This is a genomic window from Catenulispora sp. EB89 (genome assembly GCF_041261445.1).
Classification (GTDB): Bacteria; Actinomycetota; Actinomycetes; order Streptomycetales; family Catenulisporaceae; genus Catenulispora.
In genome coordinates this window covers 209,215-234,215 of sequence record NZ_JBGCCU010000001.1, presented here as the reverse complement: position 1 = coordinate 234,215, position 25,001 = coordinate 209,215, and the positions used below count along the sequence as shown (strand labels likewise).

At 71.1% G+C, this 25,001-nt stretch carries 25 protein-coding genes; 7 read left to right on the top strand and 18 right to left on the bottom strand.

Annotated elements, in window-relative coordinates:
• Positions 1 to 34: 34 nt before the first annotated feature.
• Genes ABH920_RS01095 through ABH920_RS01085 form a run of 3 tightly spaced genes read right to left on the bottom strand, consistent with a single transcriptional unit; the run spans position 35 to position 2,238 of the window.
• A complete protein-coding gene (locus tag ABH920_RS01095; RefSeq protein ID WP_370345752.1) occupies positions 35 to 493 on the bottom strand; it encodes a RidA family protein in 459 nt (152 codons plus the stop codon).
• Positions 494 to 496: 3 nt separating this feature from the next.
• Positions 497 to 679: a hypothetical protein gene (locus ABH920_RS01090; RefSeq protein ID WP_194908534.1), complete on the bottom strand. Its 183-nt coding sequence runs from the start codon at positions 677 to 679 to the stop codon at positions 497 to 499.
• Between the two features lie 26 nt (positions 680 to 705).
• Positions 706 to 2,238, bottom strand: a complete 1,533-nt coding sequence (locus ABH920_RS01085) for a serine/threonine-protein kinase (protein WP_370345750.1) — start codon at positions 2,236 to 2,238, stop codon at positions 706 to 708.
• Between the two features lie 168 nt (positions 2,239 to 2,406).
• Between ABH920_RS01085 and ABH920_RS01080 the strand changes: the two genes are divergently transcribed.
• Both ABH920_RS01080 and ABH920_RS01075 read left to right on the top strand, forming a co-directional pair.
• Entirely contained in the window at positions 2,407 to 3,402 is a 996-nt protein-coding gene (locus ABH920_RS01080) for an ArsA-related P-loop ATPase (protein WP_370345748.1), read from the top strand.
• Positions 3,399 to 4,547 (top strand): ArsA family ATPase, encoded by a 1,149-nt coding sequence (locus ABH920_RS01075; protein WP_370345746.1) that lies wholly within the window; start codon positions 3,399 to 3,401, stop codon positions 4,545 to 4,547. Before ABH920_RS01080 ends, ABH920_RS01075 begins: the two co-directional genes overlap by 4 nt.
• A gap of 117 nt (positions 4,548 to 4,664) precedes the next feature.
• On the opposite strand, the gene ABH920_RS01070 is transcribed toward ABH920_RS01075, so the two are convergent.
• Both ABH920_RS01070 and ABH920_RS01065 read right to left on the bottom strand, forming a co-directional pair.
• Positions 4,665 to 5,339 carry a Crp/Fnr family transcriptional regulator gene (locus ABH920_RS01070; protein ID WP_194908530.1) on the bottom strand — a complete coding sequence of 225 codons (675 nt, stop codon included), beginning with the start codon at positions 5,337 to 5,339 and terminating at the stop codon, positions 4,665 to 4,667.
• 113 nt (positions 5,340 to 5,452) lie between these two features.
• Positions 5,453 to 7,045: an aminotransferase class I/II-fold pyridoxal phosphate-dependent enzyme gene (locus ABH920_RS01065; RefSeq protein WP_370345744.1), complete on the bottom strand. Its 1,593-nt coding sequence runs from the start codon at positions 7,043 to 7,045 to the stop codon at positions 5,453 to 5,455.
• 47 nt (positions 7,046 to 7,092) lie between these two features.
• On the opposite strand from ABH920_RS01065, the gene ABH920_RS01060 reads away from it, so the two are divergent.
• On the top strand, positions 7,093 to 7,584 hold the full coding sequence (locus tag ABH920_RS01060) for a carboxymuconolactone decarboxylase family protein (RefSeq protein ID WP_370345742.1): 492 nt from the start codon (positions 7,093 to 7,095) through the stop codon (positions 7,582 to 7,584).
• Between the two features lie 121 nt (positions 7,585 to 7,705).
• On the opposite strand, the gene ABH920_RS01055 is transcribed toward ABH920_RS01060, so the two are convergent.
• The 6 genes from ABH920_RS01055 to ABH920_RS01030 form a co-directional block, all read right to left on the bottom strand.
• Positions 7,706 to 8,371, bottom strand: coding sequence for a response regulator (locus ABH920_RS01055; RefSeq protein WP_370345740.1), 666 nt, complete (start codon positions 8,369 to 8,371; stop codon positions 7,706 to 7,708).
• Positions 8,368 to 9,618, bottom strand: coding sequence for a sensor histidine kinase (locus tag ABH920_RS01050; RefSeq protein WP_370345738.1), 1,251 nt, complete (start codon positions 9,616 to 9,618; stop codon positions 8,368 to 8,370). Before ABH920_RS01050 ends, ABH920_RS01055 begins: the two co-directional genes overlap by 4 nt.
• 78 nt (positions 9,619 to 9,696) lie before the next feature.
• Positions 9,697 to 10,527, bottom strand: a complete 831-nt coding sequence (locus ABH920_RS01045) for a hypothetical protein (RefSeq protein WP_370345736.1) — start codon at positions 10,525 to 10,527, stop codon at positions 9,697 to 9,699.
• A gap of 101 nt (positions 10,528 to 10,628) precedes the next feature.
• Positions 10,629 to 11,354, bottom strand: a complete 726-nt coding sequence (locus tag ABH920_RS01040) for a TetR/AcrR family transcriptional regulator (RefSeq protein ID WP_370345734.1) — start codon at positions 11,352 to 11,354, stop codon at positions 10,629 to 10,631.
• Positions 11,355 to 11,358: 4 nt separating this feature from the next.
• Positions 11,359 to 12,750, bottom strand: coding sequence for an MFS transporter (locus tag ABH920_RS01035; protein WP_370345732.1), 1,392 nt, complete (start codon positions 12,748 to 12,750; stop codon positions 11,359 to 11,361).
• 40 nt (positions 12,751 to 12,790) lie between these two features.
• Positions 12,791 to 14,386 carry an MFS transporter gene (locus ABH920_RS01030; RefSeq protein ID WP_370345730.1) on the bottom strand — a complete coding sequence of 532 codons (1,596 nt, stop codon included), beginning with the start codon at positions 14,384 to 14,386 and terminating at the stop codon, positions 12,791 to 12,793.
• A 155-nt stretch (positions 14,387 to 14,541) separates the two neighbouring features.
• Between ABH920_RS01030 and ABH920_RS01025 the strand changes: the two genes are divergently transcribed.
• Both ABH920_RS01025 and ABH920_RS01020 read left to right on the top strand, forming a co-directional pair.
• Complete coding sequence (locus tag ABH920_RS01025; RefSeq protein WP_370345728.1) at positions 14,542 to 15,339, top strand: TetR/AcrR family transcriptional regulator; 798 nt, start codon at positions 14,542 to 14,544, stop codon at positions 15,337 to 15,339.
• Positions 15,340 to 15,348: 9 nt separating this feature from the next.
• Complete coding sequence (locus ABH920_RS01020; protein ID WP_370345726.1) at positions 15,349 to 16,377, top strand: phosphotransferase family protein; 1,029 nt, start codon at positions 15,349 to 15,351, stop codon at positions 16,375 to 16,377.
• Between the two features lie 6 nt (positions 16,378 to 16,383).
• Here the strand turns inward: ABH920_RS01020 and ABH920_RS01015 are convergent, their stop codons facing one another.
• Together ABH920_RS01015 and ABH920_RS01010 are read right to left on the bottom strand one after the other, a co-directional pair.
• A complete protein-coding gene (locus ABH920_RS01015; RefSeq protein ID WP_370345723.1) occupies positions 16,384 to 16,701 on the bottom strand; it encodes an ArsR/SmtB family transcription factor in 318 nt (105 codons plus the stop codon).
• Between the two features lie 213 nt (positions 16,702 to 16,914).
• A complete protein-coding gene (locus ABH920_RS01010) occupies positions 16,915 to 17,718 on the bottom strand; it encodes an arylamine N-acetyltransferase (RefSeq protein WP_370345721.1) in 804 nt (267 codons plus the stop codon).
• A gap of 124 nt (positions 17,719 to 17,842) precedes the next feature.
• Between ABH920_RS01010 and ABH920_RS01005 the strand changes: the two genes are divergently transcribed.
• Positions 17,843 to 18,436 carry a TIGR03086 family metal-binding protein gene (locus ABH920_RS01005; RefSeq protein WP_370345719.1) on the top strand — a complete coding sequence of 198 codons (594 nt, stop codon included), beginning with the start codon at positions 17,843 to 17,845 and terminating at the stop codon, positions 18,434 to 18,436.
• Here ABH920_RS01005 and ABH920_RS01000 read toward each other — a convergent pair whose 3' ends face one another.
• Together ABH920_RS01000 and ABH920_RS00995 are read right to left on the bottom strand one after the other, a co-directional pair.
• Complete coding sequence (locus ABH920_RS01000) at positions 18,437 to 20,341, bottom strand: GTP-binding protein (RefSeq protein WP_370345717.1); 1,905 nt, start codon at positions 20,339 to 20,341, stop codon at positions 18,437 to 18,439. It lies immediately after the preceding gene.
• A 138-nt stretch (positions 20,342 to 20,479) separates the two neighbouring features.
• On the bottom strand, positions 20,480 to 21,223 hold the full coding sequence (locus tag ABH920_RS00995) for a metallophosphoesterase (RefSeq protein WP_370345715.1): 744 nt from the start codon (positions 21,221 to 21,223) through the stop codon (positions 20,480 to 20,482).
• 47 nt (positions 21,224 to 21,270) lie between these two features.
• On the opposite strand from ABH920_RS00995, the gene ABH920_RS00990 reads away from it, so the two are divergent.
• Positions 21,271 to 22,677, top strand: a complete 1,407-nt coding sequence (locus ABH920_RS00990; protein WP_370345713.1) for a PLP-dependent aminotransferase family protein — start codon at positions 21,271 to 21,273, stop codon at positions 22,675 to 22,677.
• A 7-nt stretch (positions 22,678 to 22,684) separates the two neighbouring features.
• On the opposite strand, the gene ABH920_RS00985 is transcribed toward ABH920_RS00990, so the two are convergent.
• Genes ABH920_RS00985 through ABH920_RS00975 form a run of 3 tightly spaced genes read right to left on the bottom strand, consistent with a single transcriptional unit; the run spans position 22,685 to position 24,977 of the window.
• A complete protein-coding gene (locus ABH920_RS00985) occupies positions 22,685 to 23,647 on the bottom strand; it encodes an ABC transporter permease (protein WP_370345711.1) in 963 nt (320 codons plus the stop codon).
• Positions 23,644 to 24,489 carry an ABC transporter ATP-binding protein gene (locus ABH920_RS00980; RefSeq protein ID WP_370345709.1) on the bottom strand — a complete coding sequence of 282 codons (846 nt, stop codon included), beginning with the start codon at positions 24,487 to 24,489 and terminating at the stop codon, positions 23,644 to 23,646. The genes ABH920_RS00985 and ABH920_RS00980 overlap by 4 nt, the downstream gene beginning before the upstream one ends.
• Entirely contained in the window at positions 24,486 to 24,977 is a 492-nt protein-coding gene (locus ABH920_RS00975) for a GntR family transcriptional regulator (RefSeq protein ID WP_370345707.1), read from the bottom strand. The genes ABH920_RS00980 and ABH920_RS00975 overlap by 4 nt, the downstream gene beginning before the upstream one ends.
• Positions 24,978 to 25,001 lie beyond the last annotated feature (24 nt).

Genomic DNA, 25,001 nt, shown 5'->3' with positions numbered 1-25,001 from the left:
CGGGAACCAGAAGCCGCCGTGTACCGCCGCCGGCTCAGACCTCGACGGTCAGCTCGACCTCGACCGGCGCGTCCAGCGGCAGCACCGCCACCCCGACCGCCGAGCGCGCGTGCCGGCCGGCCTCGCCGAAGACCGCGCCGAGCAGCTCCGAGGCGCCGTTGATGACGCCGGGCTGACCGGTGAAGTCCGGGGCGCTGGCCACGAACCCGACCACCTTCACGACCCGCTTGACCTTGGCCAGGTCGCCGATCTCGGACTTCACCGCGGCCAGCGCGTTCAGCGCGCAGCGCTGCGCCAGGGCCTTGGCGTCCTCCGGGCTGACCTCGGCGCCGACCTTGCCGACCATCGGCAGCGCGCCCTCGACCATCGGCAGCTGGCCGGAGGTGTAGACGAGGTTGCCGCTGCGCAGCACCGGGATGTAGGCCGCGACCGGGGCCGCGACCTCCGGCAGCTTCAGGCCGAGCTCGGTCAGCTTCTCTTCGGGGTGGGTCATGTCTTAGGACTCCGTCGTCTTCGGACGCTTCAGGTAGGCGACCAGCTGGTCCGGGTTCGGGCCCGGGACGACCTGGACGAGTTCCCAGCCGTCCTCGCCCCAGGTGTCGAGGATCTGCTTGGTGGCGTGCACCAGCAGCGGCACAGTTGCGTATTCCCATTGATTGTAAATTGGACGCAGCGTCATGAGGTAAGACTACGGGGCCGGTCCGGTCAGCCGTCGCCGGGCAGCTGGCCTTCGGTGTTCGTCATGACGCAGTAGATGTTCTGGTTGACGCTCCAGTTGGCGGGCAGATTCTTGCCGTTCCACAGGTTGGTGCTGGGGATGAGCGCGTAGTAGTGATAGTGGCTGCCCGCCGGATCCGCCCACGGCGCGATCAGCCGGTCGGCCCAGCACAGCTGTTTGCCCAGCGCCGTCAGCTCGGAGACGCCCGGATAGGGGATCGGGCCGTTGCCGTCGGTGCCGTACTGGCTGAACGACGAATTGGTGACAGAGGTCTGGTAGTAGAGCTCCACATCGTGCGGGCTCTTGCACTCGGCGTCCTGGTACGTCGGGGTGCCGGGGACGAAGGGCGGGCCGCTCAGGCAGGCCGGGCTGCTGCCGATGGGCAAGCTGGGGAAATCGGTCCCGGGGCCGCCGAGCGTGTAGACCAATACGGCGTCCGAGGGCGCGACGTCTGCCTTCTTCTCCTGCTTCTTGCCCGAGCTCGATCCCGCGCCGTATGCGGCGAACCCGGCCACTGCCGCGGTGACCAGCACCGCCGCCGCGAACGTTCCGGCGATCTTGGCCCAGGACCGCTTCGGCGGGGCGGCTGCCGGATTCCGCGTCGCGTCCGGCGGCGTGGCCGGGGCCCCGGTGGGCGTGATCATGACCGTGCTCAGCGGCATGATCGGCGTGGACGTCTCGGGAGCCACCGCGTCCAGCAACGTCCGGATCTGCGGAGCGGTCAGCCGGCCCTCCGGCGCGGAGGCCAGCATCCCGGACACCGCGGCGGCCAGCGGACCCTGCACGTTCGTCAGGTACGGGACCTCGTTCAGCACCGCGCCGAACGTGGCCGCCGTGGTGTCGCGCTCGAACGCGGCCCGGCCCTCGATCGCGAAGTACAGCACCGCGCCGAGCGACCACAGGTCGGAGGCCGGGCTCGCCTCGTGGCCGGACAGCCGCTCCGGCGCCAGGTAGGCGGGGGAGCCGATGACCGCGCCGGTCTTGGTCAGGGTGGGGTCGTCGGCGGCCTGCGCGATGCCGAAGTCGGTGAGCTTGGCCCGGCCGTTGCCGCCGACCATGATGTTCGACGGCTTCACGTCACGGTGCACGATCCCGGCCTGGTGCGCGGCCTCCAGCGCGGAGAGCACCTGGCGGCCGATGTCGGCGACAGCGCGCGGGGCGAGCGGACCGGAGGCGCGGACCAGCTGCGCCAGGTTCGGTGCCTCGACCAGCTCCATGACGATGAACACGGAGCCGTTGTCGTGGACCACGTCGAAGACGGTCACCACGGCCGGGTCGTTCAGCCGGCCGGCGGTGCGGGCCTCGCGCAGGATGCGCTGCTCGAACACCGCGCGCTCGGGGATGGTCACACCCTCGCCGAGCCGCATCTCTTTCACGGCGACCGGCCGCCCGATCACCCGGTCCTCGGCGCGCCACACGACGCCCATGCCACCCCGGCCGAGCTCCGTGCGCAGAACATAACGCTCCGCGATCACGCGCTCCGGCGGTGCCAGGCGTGCGGTGTCGACGTCGTCGCTCATCTGTGGGCCCCCCTCGGCCAAGTTCCCTGATAAGCACCACCCCTACGCCCACCCGTCTCCCACCGCCACCCGTTGAGGAGACGCTGCGCGTCGTAAGTTTATGGGCCCCAGAGTAGCGCCAGGGGTAGGCCGTCCCAGGAGTGTCCGGCGCATGGTTAGGCTGGGGCCATGAGCCGACCCTGGCCGCCGGAGTGCCGCCTGCACATCGTCACGGGAAAAGGCGGCACCGGGAAGACCACGGCCGCCGCGGCGCTGGCGCTGGCGCTGGCCGAGGGCGGCGGCCGGGTGCTGCTGGTGGAGGTCGAGGGACGGCAGGGCATCGCGCAGCTCTTCGACACGGCTCCGCTGCCGTACGAGGAGCGCAGCATCGCGATCGCGCCCGGCGGCGGCGAGGTGTTCGCCCTGGCCATCGACCCGGAGCAGGCGCTGCTCGAGTACCTGGACATGTTCTACAAGCTGGGCCGGGCCGGCAAGGCGCTGAAGAAGTTCGGCGCCATCGACTTCGCGACCACCGTGGCCCCGGGCATGCGCGACGTGCTGCTCACCGGCAAGGCCTGCGAGGCGGTCCGCCGCACCGCCCCGGACCGCCCCGGCGCGGCCTTCGCCTACGACGCCGTGGTGATGGACGCCCCGCCGACCGGCCGCATCACCCGCTTCCTGAACGTGAACACCGAGGTCGCCGGGCTGGCCCGGGTGGGCCCGGTGAAGAACCAGGCCGAGGCGGTCATGCGGGTCCTGACCTCGCCGCAGACCGCGGTGCACCTGACCACCGTGCTGGAGGACATGCCGGTCCAGGAGACCCTCGACGGCGTCGAGGAACTGCACGCCGCGGGCCTGCCGGTCGGCGCGATCCTGGTGAACATGGTCCGCACCGCGCACCTGGCCATCGGCAAGCGCGCGGCGGTCAGCGCGGCGGCCGAGAAGCGGGTCGCGGCCCTGCTCCGGCCCTACGGCATCGACACCGCCGAGACCCACGCCCTGGCGGTCCTCGGCCGCGAGCACGCCGAACGCCTCAGCCTGGAGGAGGTCGAACGGCGCGCGCTGGACTCCGCCGGCCGGCCGGTGGTGGAGCTGCCGCTGATCGCCGGGGGCATCGACCTCGGCGGACTCTACGAGCTGGCCGCGGCGCTGTCCGCGGCGGCGGCGACCGGGGAGGCCGCATGAGTGTGACCCCGAAGCGCCTCGACATCGACGGCCTGCTGACCGACCCGGCGACCTCGATCGTGGTGTGCTGCGGCTCCGGCGGCGTCGGCAAGACCACCGCCGCCGCGGCCCTGGCCCTCCGCGCCGCCGAACAGGGCCGCAAGGTCGTGGTCCTGACGATCGACCCGGCGCGCCGCCTGGCGCAGTCCCTGGGCCTGACCGAGCTGGACAACAACCCGCGCGAGGTCGAGGGCGTCCAGGGCTCCGGCCGCCTGTTCGCGATGATGCTCGACATGCAGCGGACCTTCGACGAGATCGTGGAGAACCACGCCGACCCGGACCGGATCGAGCAGATCCTCGAAAACCCGTTCTACCAGTCGCTGTCCGCGGGCTTCTCCGGCACGCAGGAGTACATGGCGATGGAGAAGCTGGGGCAGCTCCGCCGCACCGGTGACGAGACCGGCAGCTGGGACCTGATCATCGTCGACACTCCGCCCAGCCGCTCGGCCCTGGACTTCCTGGACGCCCCGAACCGCCTCGGCAGCTTCCTCGACGGCCGCCTGATCAAGGTGCTGATGGCCCCGGCCAAGGCCGGCGGCGGCTTCGCACTGAAGGTCCTGGCCTCCGGCTTCTCCATCGCCACCATGGCCCTGAACAAGCTCCTGGGCTCCGGCCTCCTGCACGACGTCCAGACCTTCGTGGGCTCCCTGGAATCGATGTTCGGCGGCTTCCGCCAACGCGCCGAGGAGACGTACCAGCTGCTCCAGGCCGAGGGCACGGCCTTCCTGGTCGTCGCGGCCCCCGAGCCGGACGCCCTCCGCGAGGCCGCCTACTTCACCGAGCGCCTGGCCGCCGAGAACATGCCCCTGGCCGGCCTGATCCTGAACCGCGTGCACCCCGTCACGGTCCCCGAGCTGTCCGCCGAGAAAGCCCTGGCCGCCGCCGAGGAACTCGACGCCGACTCCCCCGACCTCCGCCTCGCCGCCGGCCTGCTGCGCCTGCACGCGGAGCGCATGCGACTCAGCGCGCGCGAACGGCGCCTGGCCGACCGGTTCACGGCTTCGCAGCCGAACGTCGCGGTGGCCGAGATCCCGGCGCAGTCCGGCGACATCCACGACCTGGACGGGCTGCGGCTCGCCGGCGAGCTGCTGGCGGGGAGCAACTGACGCTCGCCTGCGCGGCACGCCGCCAGCGTGGCCACGCCATCAGACCGCGCGGCACCCGCCCCAAAAACATCAGGCCCGGCACGCCATCCGGCGCCCGGGCCACAAACCAAACCAGAACTACCGCGACCGCTGACTCAGCCTCTCCACATTCGTCAGCACCACAGCGCGCGCCTCCAGCCGCAGCCAGCCGCGGCCCGCGAAGTCCGCCAGCGCCTTGTTCACCGTCTCGCGCGAGGCGCCGACCAGCTGCGCCAGCTCCTCCTGCGTCATGTCGTGGGCGACGTGGATGCCGTCCTCGGCGGGGGTGCCGAAGCGGGCCGAGAGGTCCAGCAGGGCCTTGGCCACGCGGCCGGGGACGTCTGAGAACACCAGATCGGACATCGAGTCGTTCGTGCGGCGCAGGCGGCGGGCGATCGCGCGGAGCAGCGCTCGGGCCACGTCGGGGCGGGTGGCCAGCCACGGGGTCAGCTCGTCGGAGCTCAGGCCCAGCAGGGTGGAGTCCACCAGGGCGGTGGCGCCGGCGGAGCGGGGGCCCGGGTCGAACAGGGACAGCTCGCCGAACATCTCGCCGGGGCCGAGGACCGCGACCAGGTTCTCCCGGCCGTCGCCGCTGGTGCGGCCGAGCTTGATCTTGCCGCGCAGGACCACGTACAGCGAGTCGCCGGGGTCGCCCTCGTGGAACAGGAGGTCACCTCGGGCCAGCTCGATCTCGTTCATGGAGGCGCGCAGCGACGCGGCCGCGTCCTGGTCGAGCGTGGCGAAGAGGGGCGTACGGCGCAGTACGTCGTCCACGGGTTTCTCCTCTTAAAAGGCAGTGCTGTTCCGAGACCAGTGTGACGCAGGGAGCGCCTGCGCAGCACGCCGGGTCGGGCTATCGTGCGATGTCCATTAGACCGTATGAGTAGTCATCTCCACGAAAGTGTCCGCACCAACGCGTCCAGCGCGCGCGGGTACGCCGCCTCGGTGGGGCTGCCGAAACCGACCACGATGCCCTGCGGACGTGGGGCGGAGCTCGCTAGCGTGTTCGCCGTGGCGGTGTGCCAGAGACCGCCGAGGCCTTCCAACTCCAGATCGAACTCAGATGCGCGCTTGAGCACTTCCGCCTCGGTCATCCCCGCGGGCTCCAGGCGGACCAGCGCGTGCAGCCCGGCCGCGATGCCGCCGAGGGCGAAGCCCGCCGCCGGCCGTCCGGCCCGGGTGTGCAGGCGCTCGGCCAGCAGGTCGCGGCGTCGGCGGTAGCGCAGGCGCGCGGCGCGGACGTGCCGGTCGTAGTCGTGCGAGGCGATGAACTCCGCGAGCGTCAGCTGGCCCAGCGCCTCGGACTGGTGGTCGGCGTGCCGCTTGGCCTCGGTGACCGGCCCGACCAGGGGCCCGGGCAGCACCATCCACGCCAGCCGGATGCCCGGGCCCAGGGTCTTGGACGCCGTGCCCAGATAGACCACGCGCTCGGGCGCCATGCCCTGCACCGCGCCGACCGGCTGCCGGTCGTAGCGGAACTCGCCGTCGTAGTCGTCCTCGACGACCAGCCGCCGGCCCTCGCACGCCCACTCGACCAGCGCCTGGCGGCGCGCCGGGTGCAGCGTCGAGCCGATCGGATACTGGTGACTGGGGGTGACCACGACGGTCCCCACCTGGTCGAAGCCGGGGCCGGCGAGCAGATCCACGCGCGCGCCGTCGTCATCCACCGGGAGCGGCACCACGTCCGCGCCGTGCGAGCGCACCACCTCGTGGAACAGCGGAATGTACGGATCCTCCATCGCCACCACCCCGCCGAGCACCTGCCCGAGCAGCGCCAGCCCCTGCACCGCGCCGGAGACGATGACGATCCGCTCCGGATCGGCGAGCACGCCCCGCGCCCGCCCCAAGTACTCGGCCAACGCCCGGCGCAGCTCGACCCGGCCGCGCGGATCCCCATAGCCGAACGCGTCGTTGGGGGCCGCGTTCAACGCCCGGCGGGATGCGCGCAGCCACGCGGCGCGAGGGAAGTGCGACAGGTCCGGCGAGCCCGGCAGGAGATTGTTGCCGAGCGGCTTGGGCCGGCTGCGTGCCTGCTCGCCGGCCCACGCGCCCGGCAGACCCAGCGCGCCCGGCTGACCTGGCATGCCGGGCTCACCAGGCATGCCGGGCTGACCAGGCATGCCGGCCTGACGCAGCCCGCTCGACACCCCAAGCGCGTCCAGCGAGCGCGGCGAGCCCGGCGCAGCAACCAGCCCGCTCGCACCACCCTGCCCCGCCAGCTCGGCGACATGCGTCCCCGACCCCCGCACCGCGACCAGATGCCCCTCGGCGACCAGCTGGTCATAAGCCGCCGACACCGTCCCCCGGGCCAGCCCGAGCTCCACCGCCAGCGTCCGCGTCGACGGCAGCCGCGTCCCCGCGCCGAGCCGGCCGTCCCGGATCGCCTCGCGCAGCGCGTGCTCCAACCCGACCCGGCGCCCGGACGCGGGGTCGACGGACAGATGCAGATCGACGTCCAAAGTGGACCAATATTCAGCCATCAGATTGGATCCTAACAACAGTCCACACCCCGCGTACCGTCATAGTCATGACAACGAACACGACAGAGACCGCATACGTGAAGCCCACCGTCCGCCTGGCCGTCGACGAACTCGCCCCGGGGCTCGCCAAGGCGATGAACGGCCTGGAGCGCGCCGCCGGCGAGTCGAGCCTGGAGAAGCCGCTGCGCGAGATGATCAAGCTGCGCGCTTCCCAGATCAACGGCTGCGTCTACTGCGTCGACATGCACTCCCGCGACGCGGTGGCCGGCGGCGACACCTGGCGCCGCCTGAACCTGGTCGCGGTCTGGCGCGAGGCCCCGTACTTCACGGCCCGAGAGCGCGCCGCCCTTGCGCTGACCGAGGCCGTGACCCGGCTGGCCGACCGCGAGGTGTCCGACGCGGTCTGGGACGAGGCCGCGGCGCACTTCTCCGAGCAGGAACTGGCCGAGCTGGTCTGGCACATCGGGATCATCAACCTGTGGAACCGGCTCGGCGCGACGGCCCGGCCGTGGGAGCTGTCCGGCGGCGTGCAGGACTGAGGATCAGCCCGCGAACCAGCCGAGCCGATGAGCACGCACCCGATGCGGAGGGGTCATCCCGGGTGCGGACTCATCGGTCTCTCGGACTCATCGGTCTCTCGGACTCATCGGTCTCTCAGCCTCACCGGCTGTTCGCCGTCACCAGCCCCGACTCGTACGCCAGCACCACCGCCTGGGCCCGGTCCCGCAGCCCGGTCTTGGCCAGGATCCGCGAGACATGCGTCTTCACCGTCTGCTCGGCCAGCACCAGCTCCCCGGCGATCTCCTGGTTCGACAGCCCTCGTGCGATCAGCCGCAGCACGTCCAGCTCCCGCGGCGTCAGCGCCGTGATGGTCGTCGGCCCCGCCTGGTCCACCGGCCGGCGGGCCGCGAAGTCCGCGATCAGCCGGCGCGTCACCGACGGCGCGAGCAGGGCGTCCCCCGCGGCGACCACCCGCACCGCGTGCACCAGCTCCGCGGCCGGGGCGTCCTTGAGTAGGAAGCCGCTGGCCCCGGCGCGCAGGGCCGCGTAGACGTAGTCGTCGAGGTCGAACGTGGTCAGCATCAGGACCCGGGGACGCTCCGGGGCGTCGGCGAGGAGGTACCGCACCGCCTCCAGCCCGTCCATCACCGGCATCCGCACGTCCATCAGCACCACGTCCGGCTCGTGCTCGGCCACCTGCGCGAGCGCCTGGGCCCCGTCGGCGGCGTCGCCGACCACCTCGATGTCGGGCTGGGCGGCCAGTAGCGCGCCGAACCCCGCCCGGACCATCGCCTGGTCGTCGGCGATCAGGACTCGTATGCTCACGCTCTGCTCCCCAACGGGAGGGTCGCGGTGACGGCGAAGCCGCCGTTGGCCGTCGGGCCGGTCTCGAGCTCGCCCTGGACCAGGACCACGCGCTCACGCATCCCGGCGATGCCCTGACCCTCGGTCGGATCGTCGTCCCGGTCGGCCGCCCGTTGCAGATCCTCCCCGACCGTCGGCCCGTTCCGAACTTCGATCCGCACCTCGTCCTCGGTCCGCGCGATCCGCACCGAGACCTCGGCACCCCGGGCATGCCGCCGCGCGTTCGACAACGACTCCTGCACCACCCGGTACCCGGTCAGCCCGATCAACGGCGGCGCCTCGTCCAGGTCGCCGACCACCTCCAACCCGGCCCCCGCCTCCTTGACCAGCCCCGGCACGTCCGTCAACCGCGGCTGCGGCGCGGTCTCGGCCTGCCCGGAGTCGGCGCGCAGCAGCCCCAAAAGCTTGCGCATGTCGTTCAGCGCCTCCCGCGAGACCGCGCTGATCGACTGGAACTCCGCCTCCGCCTCAGGGCTCTGCCCGGTGATCCGGAACGGCGCGGTCTCCGCCTGCACGGCGATCAGCGACATGTGGTGCGCGACCACATCATGCAGCTCACGCCCTATGCGGGCCCGCTCCTCCAGCAGCGTCCGGCGCGTCCGCTCGGCCTCGGTCCGCTCCTCCTGCACCGCCAGCGCCTGCCGCGTGACGCGCCGATCGCGCAGCAGCTCCACGCATCCGACCGCCAGGGCCGATCCGGCGAGGACCGAGCCGATGCTGAGGCTGAAGCCGTAGCCGGGGCGCACCGTCTCCAGGAAGAGCGTCAGCAGGAAGTACGCCGTGGCCATCTCGATACTGCGCCGCCGGCCGACCTCCCATCCGGCGATCACCAGCGCCGCCAGCACGCACAGCTGGCTCGACGGCGACCACGGCCAGACCGACCACGGCAGCGGCGCCCCGACCACCGCGGCCAGGGCCGCGCCGGCGAACGCGGACCCGGCGAGCGTCGCGGCGAAGCCGAAGACCGGATACCGGCGGCACCACAGGATGGGCACCGCGCGCAGGATGGCGAAGAGCCAGACGTAGGCGTCCTCGGCCCCGGCCCGCCACACCGCGTGCGCCTCGTCGAAGCGCTCGTGCAGGTCGGCGTACCCGAACAGGACCAGTCCGGCGACCGTCGCCGCCACGGTCAGCAGCTCGGTGCGGGTGAATCCGAGCCCGTAGACGGCCCCGCGGGTGTTCTGTGGTGCCCCCGGCACAGAAGTCATGCCGACGACGGTAGCTCCACCGCCGCCGCCGCACGTCACACCAGGGAGCCAGGCTCCGCGTAGTACCGGGGTAGGGGGTCAGTCGCTCTGCGCGACGTCCCCATCCACAACATCCCCTTGCGCGATGTCCATCTTGGTCACGGCCAGGACGGCCACCAGCACCACGATGATCCCGAGCAGCACCAGGCTCACCGGCCCGGTCCCCCACGCCAGGCCGCCGCGCTTGACCGAGACGCCCATCCAGTCCGCGAAGGACGCACCGAACGGCCGGGTCACGACGTACGCGAACCAGAACGCGAAGATCCCGTTCAGCCCGAACTTGTACGCCACCGCGGGCACCGCGAACAGCACGGCGAACATCACGCCGGAGGAGAAGTACCCGAGCTTCAGCGTCGTGGCGGTCAGGTCGCCGACGGCGGTGCCGAGCGCGAACGTGGTCACCACGGTCAGCCAGTAGAAGAGCTCGCGGCGCGGGGTGGTGATGCTGTGGATCGACAGCGTGCCCTCGACCCGGTACCAAAGTACGAAGATCGCAGCGAGCGCGACGGCGAAGAAGGCCGTGGACACCGTGTAGGGGATGCCGAAGCCGACGTGCAGCACGTCGGCGCACATCGTGCCGAAGACGCTCACCATGACGACGGCGGCCCAGTAGAGCCACGCCGAGTACCGCGAGGCCTTGAACTGCACCCAGATCACGCCGGCCAGCACCAGGCCGGACAGCGAGACCATGATCTTCGGGTCCCACCTCTGGTTCAGGAAGTCCGAGGTGGTCTCGCCCATCCCGGTGGTGAGGATCTTCGTGATCCAGAAGATCAGCGTGACTTCGGGGACCTTGCTCAGCGTGGTGGTCGATGCCAGGCGCCGGCGGGCCGAGCCGGCCGCGCTCCGCCGGGTCAGTTCGGTCGTCATAGCGGCCGATCATCCCAGAAGCGCGGCCCGCCGACCCGGGTTGTCCGGAATCTGTTACAAGATGTAGCAGAAATTTGCCGGGAGCCGCCGGATCACTCTTTTCAAGCCACCGTCGGGACCCTGTCCTGGGCCCCCTTCGGGACCCATCGGGCGCCCAGTTCCTCGTCGCTCGGCGGCGGCCCGGGCAGCCCGGTCCCGGCCTTCGCGGTCTGCGGCCGCAGCGCGTCGAAGTGCAGCGCCAGATAGCGGTGTCGCAGCTCCCGGGTCCGCTCCGGCCCCGGCCCGGTGACCGCGGTCAGCTGCTCCAGCAGCATCGCGATGTCGTTGAGGGCGAAGTCGGCGCGGACCACCCCGGCCTCGTGCGCCTGCTCCAGGATCGCGGCGGCCAGGCCCACGGCGCGCGTGGCCTGGCCGGACATCTCCGCGGTCGGCGTGAAGGTCCCCGCCAGGTTCACCGTCAGCGCGTGCACGTCGGCGTCGATCACCGCGCGCACGAAGTCCGTGAACGTCTCCCACGGCCCGGCCTCCGAGGCCAGCGCCGCCTCCGCGCACTCGATGTACGTCGCCAGGCCGTCCGCGCACAGCGTCTGCAGCAGCACTTCCTTGCTCTCGTAGCGCCGGTACAGGGCGCTGATCCCGACCCCGGCCGCCTTGGCGACCGCGGAGATCGGCGCGGACGGATCGGCGACGAACACCTCGCGCGCGGCTCGCAGGATGGCCTCGTCGTTGCGGTTCGCCTGGGCCTTGCGGCCGGACAGCGGTCCGGTGCGGGGGGCGGTCGGCGTGGTCGGCGCAGGCGGTGTGCTCGGGGTGCTCGGGGCGGGCATGGGGTCAGGATAGCACCTGAACGGAATGCTTTGTTCCGTTCGCGCCCGCCGCACCGTCGGTAGCACCGTCCGCCTCGCCGTTCATCGACACCGACCGCGTCTCCCGTGCGAAGTAGAGCGCGACGATGGTCACCACGGAGGCCAGCCCCATGTAGAGCGTCAGCCACGCCGAGGTCTTCCCGCCGTTGTGCTGCAGGATCGCCACGGCGATCAGCGGCGCCGGCGCGCCGGCCGCGATCGAGGCCACCTGGTAGCCGATCGAGGCGCCGGAGTAGCGGACCCCGGTCGGGAACATCTCCGCGAAGAAGGCCGCCTGCGGGCCGTACATCAGGCCGTGGAAGGCCAGGGCGACGGTGACCGCGAGCACCGCCAGCGGATACGACTTCTGATCGACGAGCGCGAAGAAGATCGGCGTCCACACCCCGATCCCGATCGCGCCGGCCAGGTAGACCGGCCGCCGCCCGATCCGGTCGGAGAGCATGCCGAACACCGGGATCAGGACGGTCTCGATCGCCGCGCCGATCATCACCGCGTCCAGCCCGAAGGACTTCGAGAGCTTCAGGTGCTCGGTGATCCAGGTGACCGAGAAGGTGGCGACCAGGTAGAAGGAGATGTTTTCGGCCATGCGGGTCCCGAAGGCGATCAGGACCTCGCGCCAGGAGGTGCGGAAGACCTCCAGGACCGGCAGCTTCGGCGGCGCGCTCGTCTTCTTCGCCTGCGCGGCCCGGAACGCCTCGGTCTCGTTGAGCGACTTGCGGACCCAGACGCCGACCAACAGCAGGATCGCCGACAGCCCGAACGACAGCCGCCAGCCCCAGTCCAGGAACGACTTCTCGCTCATGTTCTGGGACAGCAGGATGAGCACGCCGGTCCCGAGCACCAGTCCCAGCGGCGCGCCGGCCTGCGGCCAGGAAGCCCAGAACCCGCGCCGGGATTTGTCGCGCTCGGCCACGATCAGCACCGAGCCGCCCCACTCGCCGCCGAGCGCGAAGCCCTGGATCATGCGCAGCGAGGTGAGCAGGACCGGCGCCCAGACGCCTATGGAGTTGTAGCCCGGGACGAAAGCCATCCCTGTGGTGGCGATCCCCATGATGACCAGGCTGACCATCAGTGTCTTCTTGCGCCCGACGCGGTCGCCGACGTGTCCGAAGACCACGCCGCCGATCGGTCGCGCCGCGAAGCCCAGGGCGTAGGTGAGGAACGACAGCAGCGTCGCGGTGAGCGGGTCGCTCTTGACGAAGAAGACCTTCGGGAAGACCACGGCCGCCGCGGTGCCGTAGAGGAAGAAGTCGTACCACTCGAGGGTGGTGCCGACCATGGAAGCGCCGACGACTCTCCAGACGGAGTCGCCGGCGCTTTCGGTGGTGGGGTTTGTGCTGGTGGGGGATTCCGTCATGCAGGGAACAATGGGCTCTTACTCTGCGTTGTGATATGGCTCACAGAGCCACAGTCGCACCTGTTGCGATGTCGTCGCCCACCACCGGGACCGCGCCTTCGTCTTCGCCCGCGGCCGGCGCCGTCGGCGGCTTGACGTCCCGCAGGACCACGAAGGACACGATCGCCGCGGCGACCACGCCGACCGCGCCGGCGATGTACGCGACCGACGCCGCGTGGGTGAAGGCGTGGCGGGCCGAGTCCAGCAGGGCGTTGTCGCCCGTCGTCTTGGCGATGCCGTAGGCCTCACCCAGCGAGTGCCTCGCGGTGCCCACGTACTTGGCCGGCATCCCGGCGGTGAATCGGCTGGCCACCACGGTGCCCATGATCGCCACACCCAGGGCCGCGCCGGTCTGCTGCACGGTGTCGTTCAGCGCGGAGCTGACGCCGGCGTGCTCCGGCGGGACCGCCCCCATGATCGCGGTGATCGCCGCCGGCATCGCCAGGCCGGAGCCGGCGCCCAGCAGGAACAAGCCCACGAACAGCTTGCTCAGGCCGTCGTCGACGCCCAGGTCGGCCAGGACGCCGAAGGCGACCGCGCAGATCAGCAGCCCGACGACCATCAGCGGCCGGTTGCCGAACTTCATGCCCAGACCGGCGCCCAGGGTGTTGAAGATCAAGGCGGCGATGGCCAGCGGGATGAAGCACAGCGAGGCCTTCAGTGCCGAGAAGCCGAGCACGAACTGCAGGTACTGCGTCATCACCAGCAGCAGGCCGCCGTTGCCGATCTGCACCAGGGTCAGCGAGAACGAGCCGCCGGAGAAGTTGCGCTGCTTGAACAGCTGCAGCGGCACCATCGGCTCGGCGATGCGGGTCTCCCAGATCCCGAAGGAGACCAGCGCGACCACCGCGACCACCAGCGCGATCAGGGTGCTGGGCCGCGTGAAGCCCTTCGGGAGCTCGATGATCACCCAGACCGCCGAGGTCAGGCCGACGATCGAGAGCACGGTGCCCAGCGGGTCGGGTTTGCGCCACGGGCCCTTGCTCTCCGGCATCAGCACCACGGCGGAGATGATGGCCAGCGCCGCGATCGGGATGTTCAGCAGGAAGACCGACCCCCACCAGAAGTGGCTGATCATCACGCCGCCCAGCACCGGGCCGCCGACCAGGCCGACCATCGCCACCACCGTCCACGCGGCCATCGCCTTGCGCCGCTCGGCCTCGTCGGTGAACACGGTGATCAGGATCGACAGTGTGCTCGGCATCAGCAGCGCGCCGCCGATGCCCATCGCGACGCGGGCGGCGATCAGCTCGCCCGGGTTGTTCGCCAGCGTCGCCACCGCCGAGGCGATGCCGAACACCGCGAGTCCGATGATCAGGACCCGGCGCCGGCCGAACCGGTCGGACAGGCTTCCGGTGGTCAGCAGCAGGCCGGCGAACACCAGGATGTAGGAGTCGAGCACCCACTGGATGTTCTGCGCGCTGGCGTGCAGCGACTCGGTCAGCGCCGGCACCGCGACCGTCAGGACCATGTTGTCCACGACGAGCACCAGCGTGGCCAGGCACAGCACGATCAGGATGAGCCACCGCCGCCGGCCGCCGACCGGTCCGCCCTCGGCGCCTGTCCCTGCCTGTTTCGACTCCGTGACCTCTGACATTTCCGTCCCCTCCTCCTGTGCCGAGACCGGTTCTCCCGGTGCGCACACCGTACGCCTCTGCGCACGCTGTGCGCAACAGCGAACGGCGTGCGCAGTTCTGGGCTATCGTTGGCGGCGTGAAGTGAAGACCTGCCGTCTTGAGACGAGGACCATCTGTGAACACCGACCCCGACCCCGACCCCGACGACTCCGCCGCCCCGGCCCCGGCGCTGAACTCGGTCTGGACCCGGCCGCAGCGCCGGCAGAAAGAGCAGCTCACCCGCGAGCGCATCGTCGCCGAGGCGATCTCGCTGCTCGACGAGGAGGGCATCGAGGCGCTGAGCATGCGCACCCTGGGCCAGCGCCTCGGCGCCGGTGCGACCTCGCTCTACCGGCACGTCGCGAGCAAGGACGAGCTGATCGAGCTGGTGACCGACGAGGTCTACGGCGAGCTGGACGTCCCGGAGATCACCGATCCCGCGAGCTGGCGCCTGGCTCTGCACGTCAATGCGCACAGCCTGCGCCAGGTCGGCCTGCGGCACATGTGGCTGATGAACGTGCTGGGCCAGGTCGGGCTGAACTACCTGGGCCCGAACGTTGTCTCGGTGACCCAGCGGAGCCTGGCCATCCTGACCACGGCGGGCTTCGACATGCACGAGTCGGCCCGGGCTATGAGCACCGTGTCCTCCTACGTCATCGGCATCACGTCCGCCGAGGCCGGGTGGCTGTCGGCGCTGCGCCGGCGGGGCATGAGCGAGCACGAGTGGTACCGGGTCGTGGGCCCGCAGATGGCGTCGGCCGCCAACGATGCCGGGTTGGCGGAGATCTACCTGGAGGAGCTCAAGAACGACCCAACGGAAACACGCCTGGGGAACTTCGTCTACGGGCTCGATCTCATTCTGGACAGCCTGGAGATCAGGCTGGCCGCCAAGCTCGCCGCCGACGAGAAGGCTCAGGCCGCCGCGTCTCAGTAGGCTGCTGCCATGTCGGACGACGAACCGTTGCAGTTGCCCCACAACCGCAATAACGGAGTCACGCGCGGCGTGTGGCGCGGCGAGGACGGTCTGGTCCACAAGGTCCTGACCCATCGCCGCACCGACGCGCCGCGCCAGTGGGCCTCATCGGCCGACCCCCGGTTCTGGAACTACTGGCGCCGCGAAGCGGACGTCTACACCAGCGGCCTGCCGGAGCGCCTCGGCCTCGGCGCGCCGAAGCTCGTCGAGGCCCGCGAGCTGCCGGACGGCGATGTCGAGCTGCTGCTTGAGGACGTCGCCGGGACCCATGGCGGCGATCTGACAGCGGAGGACATCGCCGCCGTCGCGTACGCGTTGGGCGAGGCCCAGGGCGCCGAGCCGCAGCCGTCGGAGCCGTGGTTCAGCCGCGGATTCCTGGCCGACTACAGCACCACTCGGCCCGCCGACTTCGCAGTGCTGGACGACGACAGCGCCTGGTCGCTCCCGTTGATCACCAAGCACTTCCCGCCGGATCTGCGCGATGCCCTGGTCCGCCTGCACCGCAACCAGGGACGGCTGCTGGACCTGATGACGCGCCTGCCGCGTACGGTCTGCCACCTGGATGTGTGGCCGAACAACGTGATCCGGCGCCCGGACGGCGCCGTGGTCCTGCTCGACTGGGCCTTCACCGGCGACGGCGCGGTCGGCGAGGACGCCGGGAACCTGGTGCCGGACAGCTTCTTCGACTGGCCGCTGCGGCCGGGGTTCGCCGAGGACCTGCCCGGGCTGGTGACCGAGGCTTACCTCGAAGGGCTGCGAGCCGCGGGGTGGTCGGGCGATCCGCGGTTGGCGGTGCTCGGTATCCGGGCGTCGGCGGTCAAGTACGACTGGATGATGCCCTGGTGCCTGCAAGCCGCGCTGGACGACCGGCACCGGGCCTACGGCAGCGGCGAGGCGGTCGATCCCGACGTCCGCTACGAGGCGCGCGCTGCGGGGCTGGCGATCTGCGCGCGCTGGGCCGACGAGGCGATCGACCTGGCGGATTCCCTGGGGCTGTAAGGCTTTCTACGCTTCCAGCGCGGCGATGGTGTCGAGCAGTCCGGGGAAGCGCCGCTTGAGATCGTCCTCGCGCAGGCGGATGTAGAGGCCGTTGCCGACCGCGCGCTGGTACACGAGCCCGGATTCGCGCAGCACGCGCCAGTGGTGGGTCTTCGTGGACTTGGCGATCGGCAGCACGAACGTCGCGCACTGGCGCTCGGTCTTCGGGTCGCGCGCCAGCTCCAGCACCACCTGCCGGCGGTGCGGGTCGGCGAGCGCGAGCAGCACGGTGCTCAGGTCGACGTCGTCGATGTCCGGATGCGCCAGTCCTGTCACCGCGGTCATCCGCGCCCCCTTAGTTCTTCGGCTGGTTCTTCGGTCAGCTCTTCGACTCTCGACAGGGTTCGAATTGCATCGTACCTTGGGGAGGTACGAGAACGATCGAACCTAGACCCCTCGGAGGGGTTATGCGTGGCGTACGCAGGCGATTGACGGTGTTCGTGCTGCTTTTGCTGGCCGCCGAATGGTGGCCGTTCGGCGGGTTCTAGCGGCGGTTTCTCAGGCCTCGGATTCCGGGGCGATGATGCCGAACTCCTCGGCCAGGACCTGCCGGAGCTCGGCGTCGTCGGTGAGTTCGCGCTTCACCGATGTGCCGTCGTCGTGGGTCACGGTGAAGGTGTGGGCATCGATCTTCAGCTGGCGGTCCGGGAACGTCCGGCAGACGTAGACGCGGGTGCTGAACGGCGAGCGCGGGCTGCTGGCGATGTAGTAGTTGATGACTCCGAAGTCGGGCGCGTAGAACGGCTCGACCGTGAACGAGTACTGATCCCGCCACTCGCCGTCCTGGAAGGCGCGCAGGACCCACTGTTCGAGCGGTCCGTCTGCGGGAGTGGTGTCGAGCCGGTGGCGGCGCGGGTCGTCGCGGACCTCTGTCGTGGCCAGCGGCATGGGGTCCAGCAGTGCGCCCTCGCTGCCGAAACCGACGTCGGTCAGGTAGCGGTTCGAGTCGTCCGGGGCCTCGGCGAGCAGCAGCATGTGGGTACGCGGCCGCAGGTCTCCGGGCTTCGCGCCGACCAGGACCCGGCCGGCCAGGAGCGTCACCTTGAAGCTGAGTGCACGCAGTGCGGCGGCGTAAAGGATGTTGTGCTCGTAGCAGTAGCCGCCGCGCGTGGTGCCGTGGACGAGCTTCGCCATCAGGTCGGCCGCCTCCAAGGAGGGGACGACGCCGCGGGCCGGGTCCAGGTTCTCGAAGGGGATCGTGTAGATGTGCGCGCGCTGCAAGGCCTTGAGCGTCGCCGCGGTCGGGGTGCGTTCGCCGGTGTACCCGATGCGGGCGAGGTAGGCGTCGAGGTCGAAGTCCACGGGCTGAACGCTACCCGGAGGCTCCGGTCTGGGTGCCGCAAGTAGTGGAACGAATCATTCCGTTCTGATACTCTGGAGGTACGACAACGGCACAGAGCCGAGGTCCGCACCGAAGGGATCCGCCATGACCGGCACCGGATACGCCGCCCTCGACGCCTCGCACGACGCCCTGCGCACCGTGGTCGGGGCGCTCGCCGCCGGCGACCTCGACCGCCCGACCCCCTGCTCGCAGTGGTCCGTGACCCAGGTCCTGCGGCACGCGGCCGGCGACCAGATCGGCTACGCGGCCTTCCTCGGCGCCGGCCCCGGCCCGGACGAGGACCCCTTCGCCCCCTCCCCGACCCCGCCTCAGGACCCGAAGGCACACCTGGAGCAGGCGCTGACCCGCTCCGCCGCCGCCTGGGCCGCCGTCGACCCGGACACCGAGGAAGTCGCGGTCCCGGTCCCGCCGAACAAGCTGAGCGCCCGCGTCGGCGCCGGGGCCTGCGCCCTGGACGCAGCAGTGCACGCGTGGGACATAGCGATGGCGGCCGGCAACCCCTCGCCCCTGACGCCGGAGCTGTCGGCGGAACTGCTGGAGGTCGCGCGCCAGATCGTCGAACCGCTGCGGCAGTACGGGGTCTACGCGGCGGAAATCGCGCCGCAGCCGGGCGACGACGCCGAGGCGGAGCTGCTGCGCTACCTCGGCCGGGACCCGCGGTGGACGGCCGGCCGGTAGTCACACCCCGCGCTGCACCCGCATCAGATACTCCTTGCGGTCCAACGGATTCGCGTCCCACCGCGCCCGCTCGGGCACCTCGCTCCCGCTCACCGGCGCGAAGTGGTCGAACGCCGATTCCAGCACCCCCTCGCCTCCCGTCAGCCCGGGGATCCGCTGGCCCAGCGCGTGCACGCGCGCGGCGGGGACCGTCCCCTCCAACACCGCCGTCTCCCCGGCCACCGTCGTGGATCCCGGCACCGCGCGGAAGGCCGCGAGCGTCGGCAGGAGTGTTCCCAGCAGAGCGCTCGGCGCCTCGAGCCGGAACCGGTGCATCGGTTCGCAGACCTCGGTCCCGGCCTTCGCCAGCGCCTCCATGAGCACCAGCGGTGTCAGCGCCCGGAAGTCGCCCGCGGTGCTCGACATGCTCTTGTCGAAGGTGCCGTGCGAATGGCTCTGCCGAGCCCAGTAGCCGCTGCGCGTCAGCGTCACCACCGCGTCCGGGACCGGCCAGCCGTGCAGCCCCGAGCCGAGGGCGGCGTGCACCGTCTCCTCGATCGCGGTGAGGAACGCCGGGATCAGCGACCCGAGCTCGATCTCCAGCCCGAACGACAGCCCCGCACCCACCGGCGCCGGGGCGATCCGCAGGCCGACCGTGGCCAGGAACGGGTTGTCGCCGAGCTTGATGACGTCCAGCCCCTCGCCGACGCCGAGCACCCGCTCGACACAGATCGGCGTCGTCTCGCGGAAGTCGACCGCGACGCCGTACTCCTCGGCGAGCGTGGTCTGGATGACCTCTTTCTGCACTTCGCCGTAAAGCGACACCGACGTCTCCGCGCGGACCTTGTCGTAGCGCAGCCCGATCAGCGGATCCTGCTCGGACAGCTGTGTCAGCGCGGCGAACATCGGGCCGCGGTCCGCCTGATCCCGAGGCTCAACCACGGTTTCCAGCGTCGGCGGCGCGAAGTACATCGCAGCCTCCTCCGCCACAACGCCGCGCACGCCGAGCCGATCGCCGATCCGCACCCGCGTCAGCCCCCGGACGACGCCGATCTGCCCGGCGCTGACAGCATCGGCCGGCACCGGCGCGCCGTCCGCCGCCGACAGCACGGAAATCCCCGTGACGCGACCGCTCGGCAGCCGATCGCGCGTCTTCAGCGCCCCGGCGAACATGCGCACATAAGCGATCCGCTCACCGGCGAGCCCGCGCTCGACCTTGAAGACCCGGCCGGCGGCAGCCTTGGCCGAGCCGTCGTCCCCGGCGGAGCGAGGCAACAGCTGCTCGATACCGGCCATCAGCTCCGGAATCCCGGCGCCGGTGATCGCCGAGCCGAAGTACACCGGGTGCACCGCACCGCGACGGCTGTCCGCGACCAGCTGCGACCAGAGTCCGAGCCGCCGCAGCTCCGGAACGTCGGAGACGAACCGCGCATCGCGCGTCCCGGCGTCCACGATCTTCCCCAGTGGAAACGCGGCCGGCGTCAGCTTCGTCGAGACATCAGCCAACACACGCGCCGGATCCGCACCGCCGCGATCGGCCTTGTTCACGAACAACACCGTCGGCAGCCCGAGCCGCCGGACCGCCCGCATCAGCACCCTGGTCTGCGCCTGCACACCCTCGACCGCGGACACCACCAGCACCACGCCGTCGAGCACCCCCAGCGTGCGCTCCACCTCGGCGATGAAGTCCGGGTGCCCGGGCGTGTCGACCAGGTTCACCGACGTCGCGCCCAACGGGAACGCCGTGACCGCGGTCTTGATCGTGATGCCGCGCCGCCGCTCCAGCTCCAGGCTGTCGGTCCGCGTCGTGCCGCGGTCCACGCTGCCGATCTCGTCGATGACCCCGGCGGCGTGCAGCAGCCGCTCGGTCAGGGAGGTCTTACCGGCGTCGACGTGCGCCAGAATGCCCAAGTTCAGATACCGCACCGGAAACCGCGTCCTTCGCGTTGACAGACATGACCATCGGAGTGGGCATGGCAGCCGAACGACGCATGGGCGGTTCCTTCCGGGCCGGAGACTTGGACCGGACCAGTGCAGCACCGCCGGACGGCGGCGGCAACCGAATTACACGACGCAGCGATAGTGCGTGGTGATCCGGTGCTGGTCGTCGATGACGTGGAACGCCAACGACGGCGGATGGTCCAGGTGTACCGACCGCTCGCCCTCCCACGGCAGCGGCACCGTGGACACCACCCCCGGCGCGACCAGCAGCGGCAGCCCGGCGAAGCGCGTGGCGGCGGCGGTGTGTGCGTGTCCGGCCAGGAAGGCGACGACGTTCGGCCGGCCGGCGACCACCTCGGCCAGCCGCTCCTCGCCGAACTGCCGGATCCGGTCCACGTACGGTGCGTGCAGCTCCACCGGCGGATGGTGGAAGCCGATCAGGACCGGGACGTCGTCCGGGGTCGCGTCCAACTCGCCGGCCAGCCACTCCAACGTCGAGTCGGCGAGGAAACCGTCGTCCTGCCTCGGGATCGAGGAGTCGCAGAGCGCGACGACGAACCGCTCGGTCCGGTGTACCTGGTCGATCGGCCCGGTCGAGGCCGGGACGCCGAGCAGCGTGCGCCGGAACGCCTCGCGGTCGTCGTGGTTCCCGGGGCAGACCAGCAGCGGATGCCGCGTGGCCGTGGCTTCGCGGACCGCCGCGTACTCGGCCGTCCTGCCGTGGTCGGCGATGTCCCCGGTGAGCACGACCAGGTCGAGGTCGGCGGGCAGGGCGTCGAGGTGGTCGAAGACCCGGCGGGTGCGCTCGGCGGCGCGCGGCTCGGAATCGATGTGGATGTCGCTGACATGCGCGATGACGACTGGCATGGGTCGAGCGTAAGCAGCCGACCGGTCCACGGTTAAGCTCCACTTCCATGGCGAAAGCTTGGACCGGTTCGCGAATAGACCTCCACCTCGACGTCACCGCCGCGGGGCCCGCGAAGCGCCGCGCCGCGCTGGAGGCCGCGCTGCGGGAGGCGATCCGCGACGGCAGTCTGCGTCCCGGCGTCCCGCTGCCCTCCAGCCGTGGCCTGGCCGACCAGCTCGGCATCTCGCGCGGCACCGTCACCTCGGCCTACGGCCAGCTCGTCGACGAGGGCTTCCTCACCTCGCGGCCCGGATCCGGCACCGCGGTCGCCGACGTCCGCGACCCGAAGCCGCCGGCCGCCTCGCCGCACCGGTTCGCGGCCGTGCGGCCGGAGCACGATCTGCGTCCGGGCAGCCCGGACCTCGCGGCATTCCCGCTGCGCGGTTGGACCGCCGCGACCCGGCGGGTGCTCTCGGCGGCGCGTCCGGAGCTGTTCGGCGCCGGTGACCCGCAAGGCCGGTACGAGCTGCGGGCCGCGCTGGCCGACTACCTCGGCCGGACGCGCGGCGTCCAGACCTCGGCCGACCGCGTCGTCATCACCCGCGGCTACCACCAGAGCGTGCACCTGATCGCACGCGTGCTGCGATCGCAGGGGGCGACGACGGTGGCGTGGGAGGAACCGGGGCACGCGGACTTCCGGAAGTACGTCGCCGGCGCGGGCCTCGAGGTGCGACCGCTGCCTGTGGACGAGGGCGGAGCGATGGTCGACGGCCTCACCGACGAGGCCGCGGTCTTCCTCACCCCGGCGCACCAGTACCCGACCGGCGTGCCGCTCGATCCACCGCGCCGGCGAGCGGTCGTCGAGTGGGCCCGGACCAACGGAGCACTCGTTGTCGAGGACGACTACGACGGCGAGTTCCGCTACGACCGGAGACCGGTCGGCGCGATGCAGCCCGTCGCGACCTGTGAGGTCGTCTACTGCGGCTCGGCCTCGAAGACGCTGGGGCCGGGGCTGTGCCTGGGCTGGCTGGCGCTGCCGTCGCGGTTGGTCGAGGCGTTCGTGCGGGCGAAGCTGGAGACCGAGTCCTTCAGCGAGGGTGTCGGCCAGGCCGTGCTCGCCGACTTCCTCGCTTCGCATGCTTACGACCGGCACGTGCGCGCCGCGCGGCTCCGTTACAGCCGACGCCGTGAGCGTCTTGTGGAACTGCTCGACGAGTTCCCACGCCTGACGGTGAAAGGGGTTCCCGCCGGTCTCCACGTCGTGGTGGCGCTGCCGGCCGACGGGCCGGGGGAGAGCGAGATCCGTGCCGAAGGCGAGACGCGCGGGTTGGCCGTTCGTGGCCTCGCCGAGCTGTATCAGAACGCCGACAACGCAGAACAAGGCTTGCTGATCGGCTATGCGGCGGCATCGGAGCGCGCGTACCCGGCGGCGCTTGCGGCGCTCGCCGGGACTCTTCGCGCGGTGGGTTTCTAGCCGGCTGCTAGACGACGGTCGTGCGGGTCTTCTTCACGCACCACCAGGCGACGGCCAGCGCGATCACGAACAGCCCGAGGTTCATACCGTTCTCGATGAGGTGGAACGTGCCCATTCGGCTGGCGGGCTGGTACTTGTTCAGGGTGCCGACGATGCCGTGCTGCTGGAGGCAGGTGCCGATGTTGTCGGCGCGCCCGCACCAGCCGTCCATCACGACCTGCGGAGAGTACGTGGCGCCGTGGACGTCGATGAACGACTGGCTCCCACCGTTCAGGCTCATGTCGTTCGTGACGACGGCGTGGACGGTGTCGGCCCCCCGGTCGGAAACCTTGAACGGCTTGATCACGTGCAGCGGGGTCATGAACTGTCCCCGCAGTTTGACCATCACCACCATCCGCACGATCCACAGTCCGCCGACCACCGCGATCGCCGCCAGCACCCGCCGGGTCGCGGCGCCCGCCGCGATGCCGACCGCCAGCCACGCCAGCGCCAGGGTCAGCGGCATCCAGCCGCCGGCTTGGAACTGCGTGCCGTCGAAGAGGCTGTCGCCGGTGTAGGCGTGGTACTGGTGCGCCAGATGCTCCGACTCGGCGGCCAGGATCGTGCCCATCGCCCCGACCAGCACGATCATCACGGCGGTCTTGCCCCACAGCCACTTCTGCCGACTCACGTCCTGCGACCAGGCCAGCGGCAGCGTGCGCTGCTCGAACTCGCGGGCCAGCAGCGGCACGCCCCAGAACACGGCGATCAGCACCGGCAGGAAGACCAGGGAGTTCATCAGGTAGCTGGCGTGCGAAGGTTCCGGGTCGGTATTGGTGCAGGGCGGTTGTGCCGTCGCGCACTTGGCGACCATCGACCCGAGACGGGAAGCGGTCAGTGCCATGGCCGCGGTCATCGCCGCGGTGATCACCGCGCTGACGACGATCGGCCACCGGTGCTGGCGCCAGGTCAGCCAGATCAGGCCCTTCACAGCTCCTCCCCGAGGCTGCGATTCGGCTTCAGGTAGGCCAGAACCAGGTCCTCCAACGTCAGCGGCTGGGCCTTCCAGGGCTCCGCCACCGGGGTGTCCGCCCCGAGCACCGTGCGGACCACGAACGTCGACTGCCGCTCGGTGTGCTGCTCCTGCACCACCTCGCCCTCGAGCGGCGGGGCGGCGGCGCGCGGGCCGACCAGCCGGGCGTGCTGGGCCAGCAGGTCCTCGATGTCGCCGTCGAGTTTGCTGCGGCCCTGGCTGAGCAGCAGCAGGTGGTCGCCGACGCCGGCCAGCTCGGCCACCACGTGGGTGGACAGCACGACGGTCATGTCGCTGTCGGCCACCTCGGCGAGCAGTTCGCCGGTGACGTCGCGGCGCGCGACCGGGTCCAGGTTCGCCAGCGGCTCGTCGAGCAGCAGGACCGCGGGCCGCGCGCCGAGCGCCACAGACATCGCGACCTGCGTCTGCTGGCCGCCGGAGAGCTTGCCGCACGGCCGGTCCAGCGGGATGTCGAAGCGGCCCAGCCAGTTCAGCGCCCGCTGCTGGTCCCACACCCGGTTCAGGTGCCGGCCGAAGGCGAGCATGTCGGAGACGCTGAACGAGCGGTAGAGCGGCTTCTCCTGGGACAGCAGCACCACGCGGCCGTCGACGTGGATCTCGCCCTCGCTGGCCGGCAGGATCCCGGCGGCGATCGACATCAGCGTCGACTTGCCGGCGCCGTTCGCGCCGACCAGGGCGATGACCTTGTTGGCGGGCAGGGAGACGCTGAAGTCCTTCAGGGCCCACAGGTCGCGGTAGCGCTTCCCGAGGCCGGTGGTCTCCAGGGCGACCCCGCTCACGGCCGCGCTCCGCTCTCGGATCGGGCGTCGGGGGCGGGAACGGACGGGCCATCGGAGCGGGCTGTGGACCGGGCTGCGGCGTCCGCGCGCTGCTCAGCCGTCAGCTCCCCCGGCGGCTCCGCGAGCACCGAGGTCATCAGGGCCCGCAGGTCGTCGTCCTCCAGGCCGGCGGTCCGGGCGTCGCCGACCCAGCCGGCGAGCCGGCCGCGCAGCGCGTCCATCACCGCGGGATCGGCGGCGCCGCCGAGCGTGCCCGAGACGTAGGTGCCGGCGCCCTGCCGGGCCTCGACCAGGCCGGAGAGCTCCAGTTCGCGGTAGGCCTTCAGGACGGTCGCGGCGTTGACCGCGCAGGAGGTGACGACCTCCCGGACCGTGGGCAGTTTGTCGCCGGGGTGCAGGACCCCCAGGCGCAGGGCCTCGCGGACCTGCTGCACGAGTTGGGCGTAGGCCGGGACGCTGCCGGCTCGATCGATGTGGAAATCAATCACGAGAGGATTGTTACGGTTAACTAG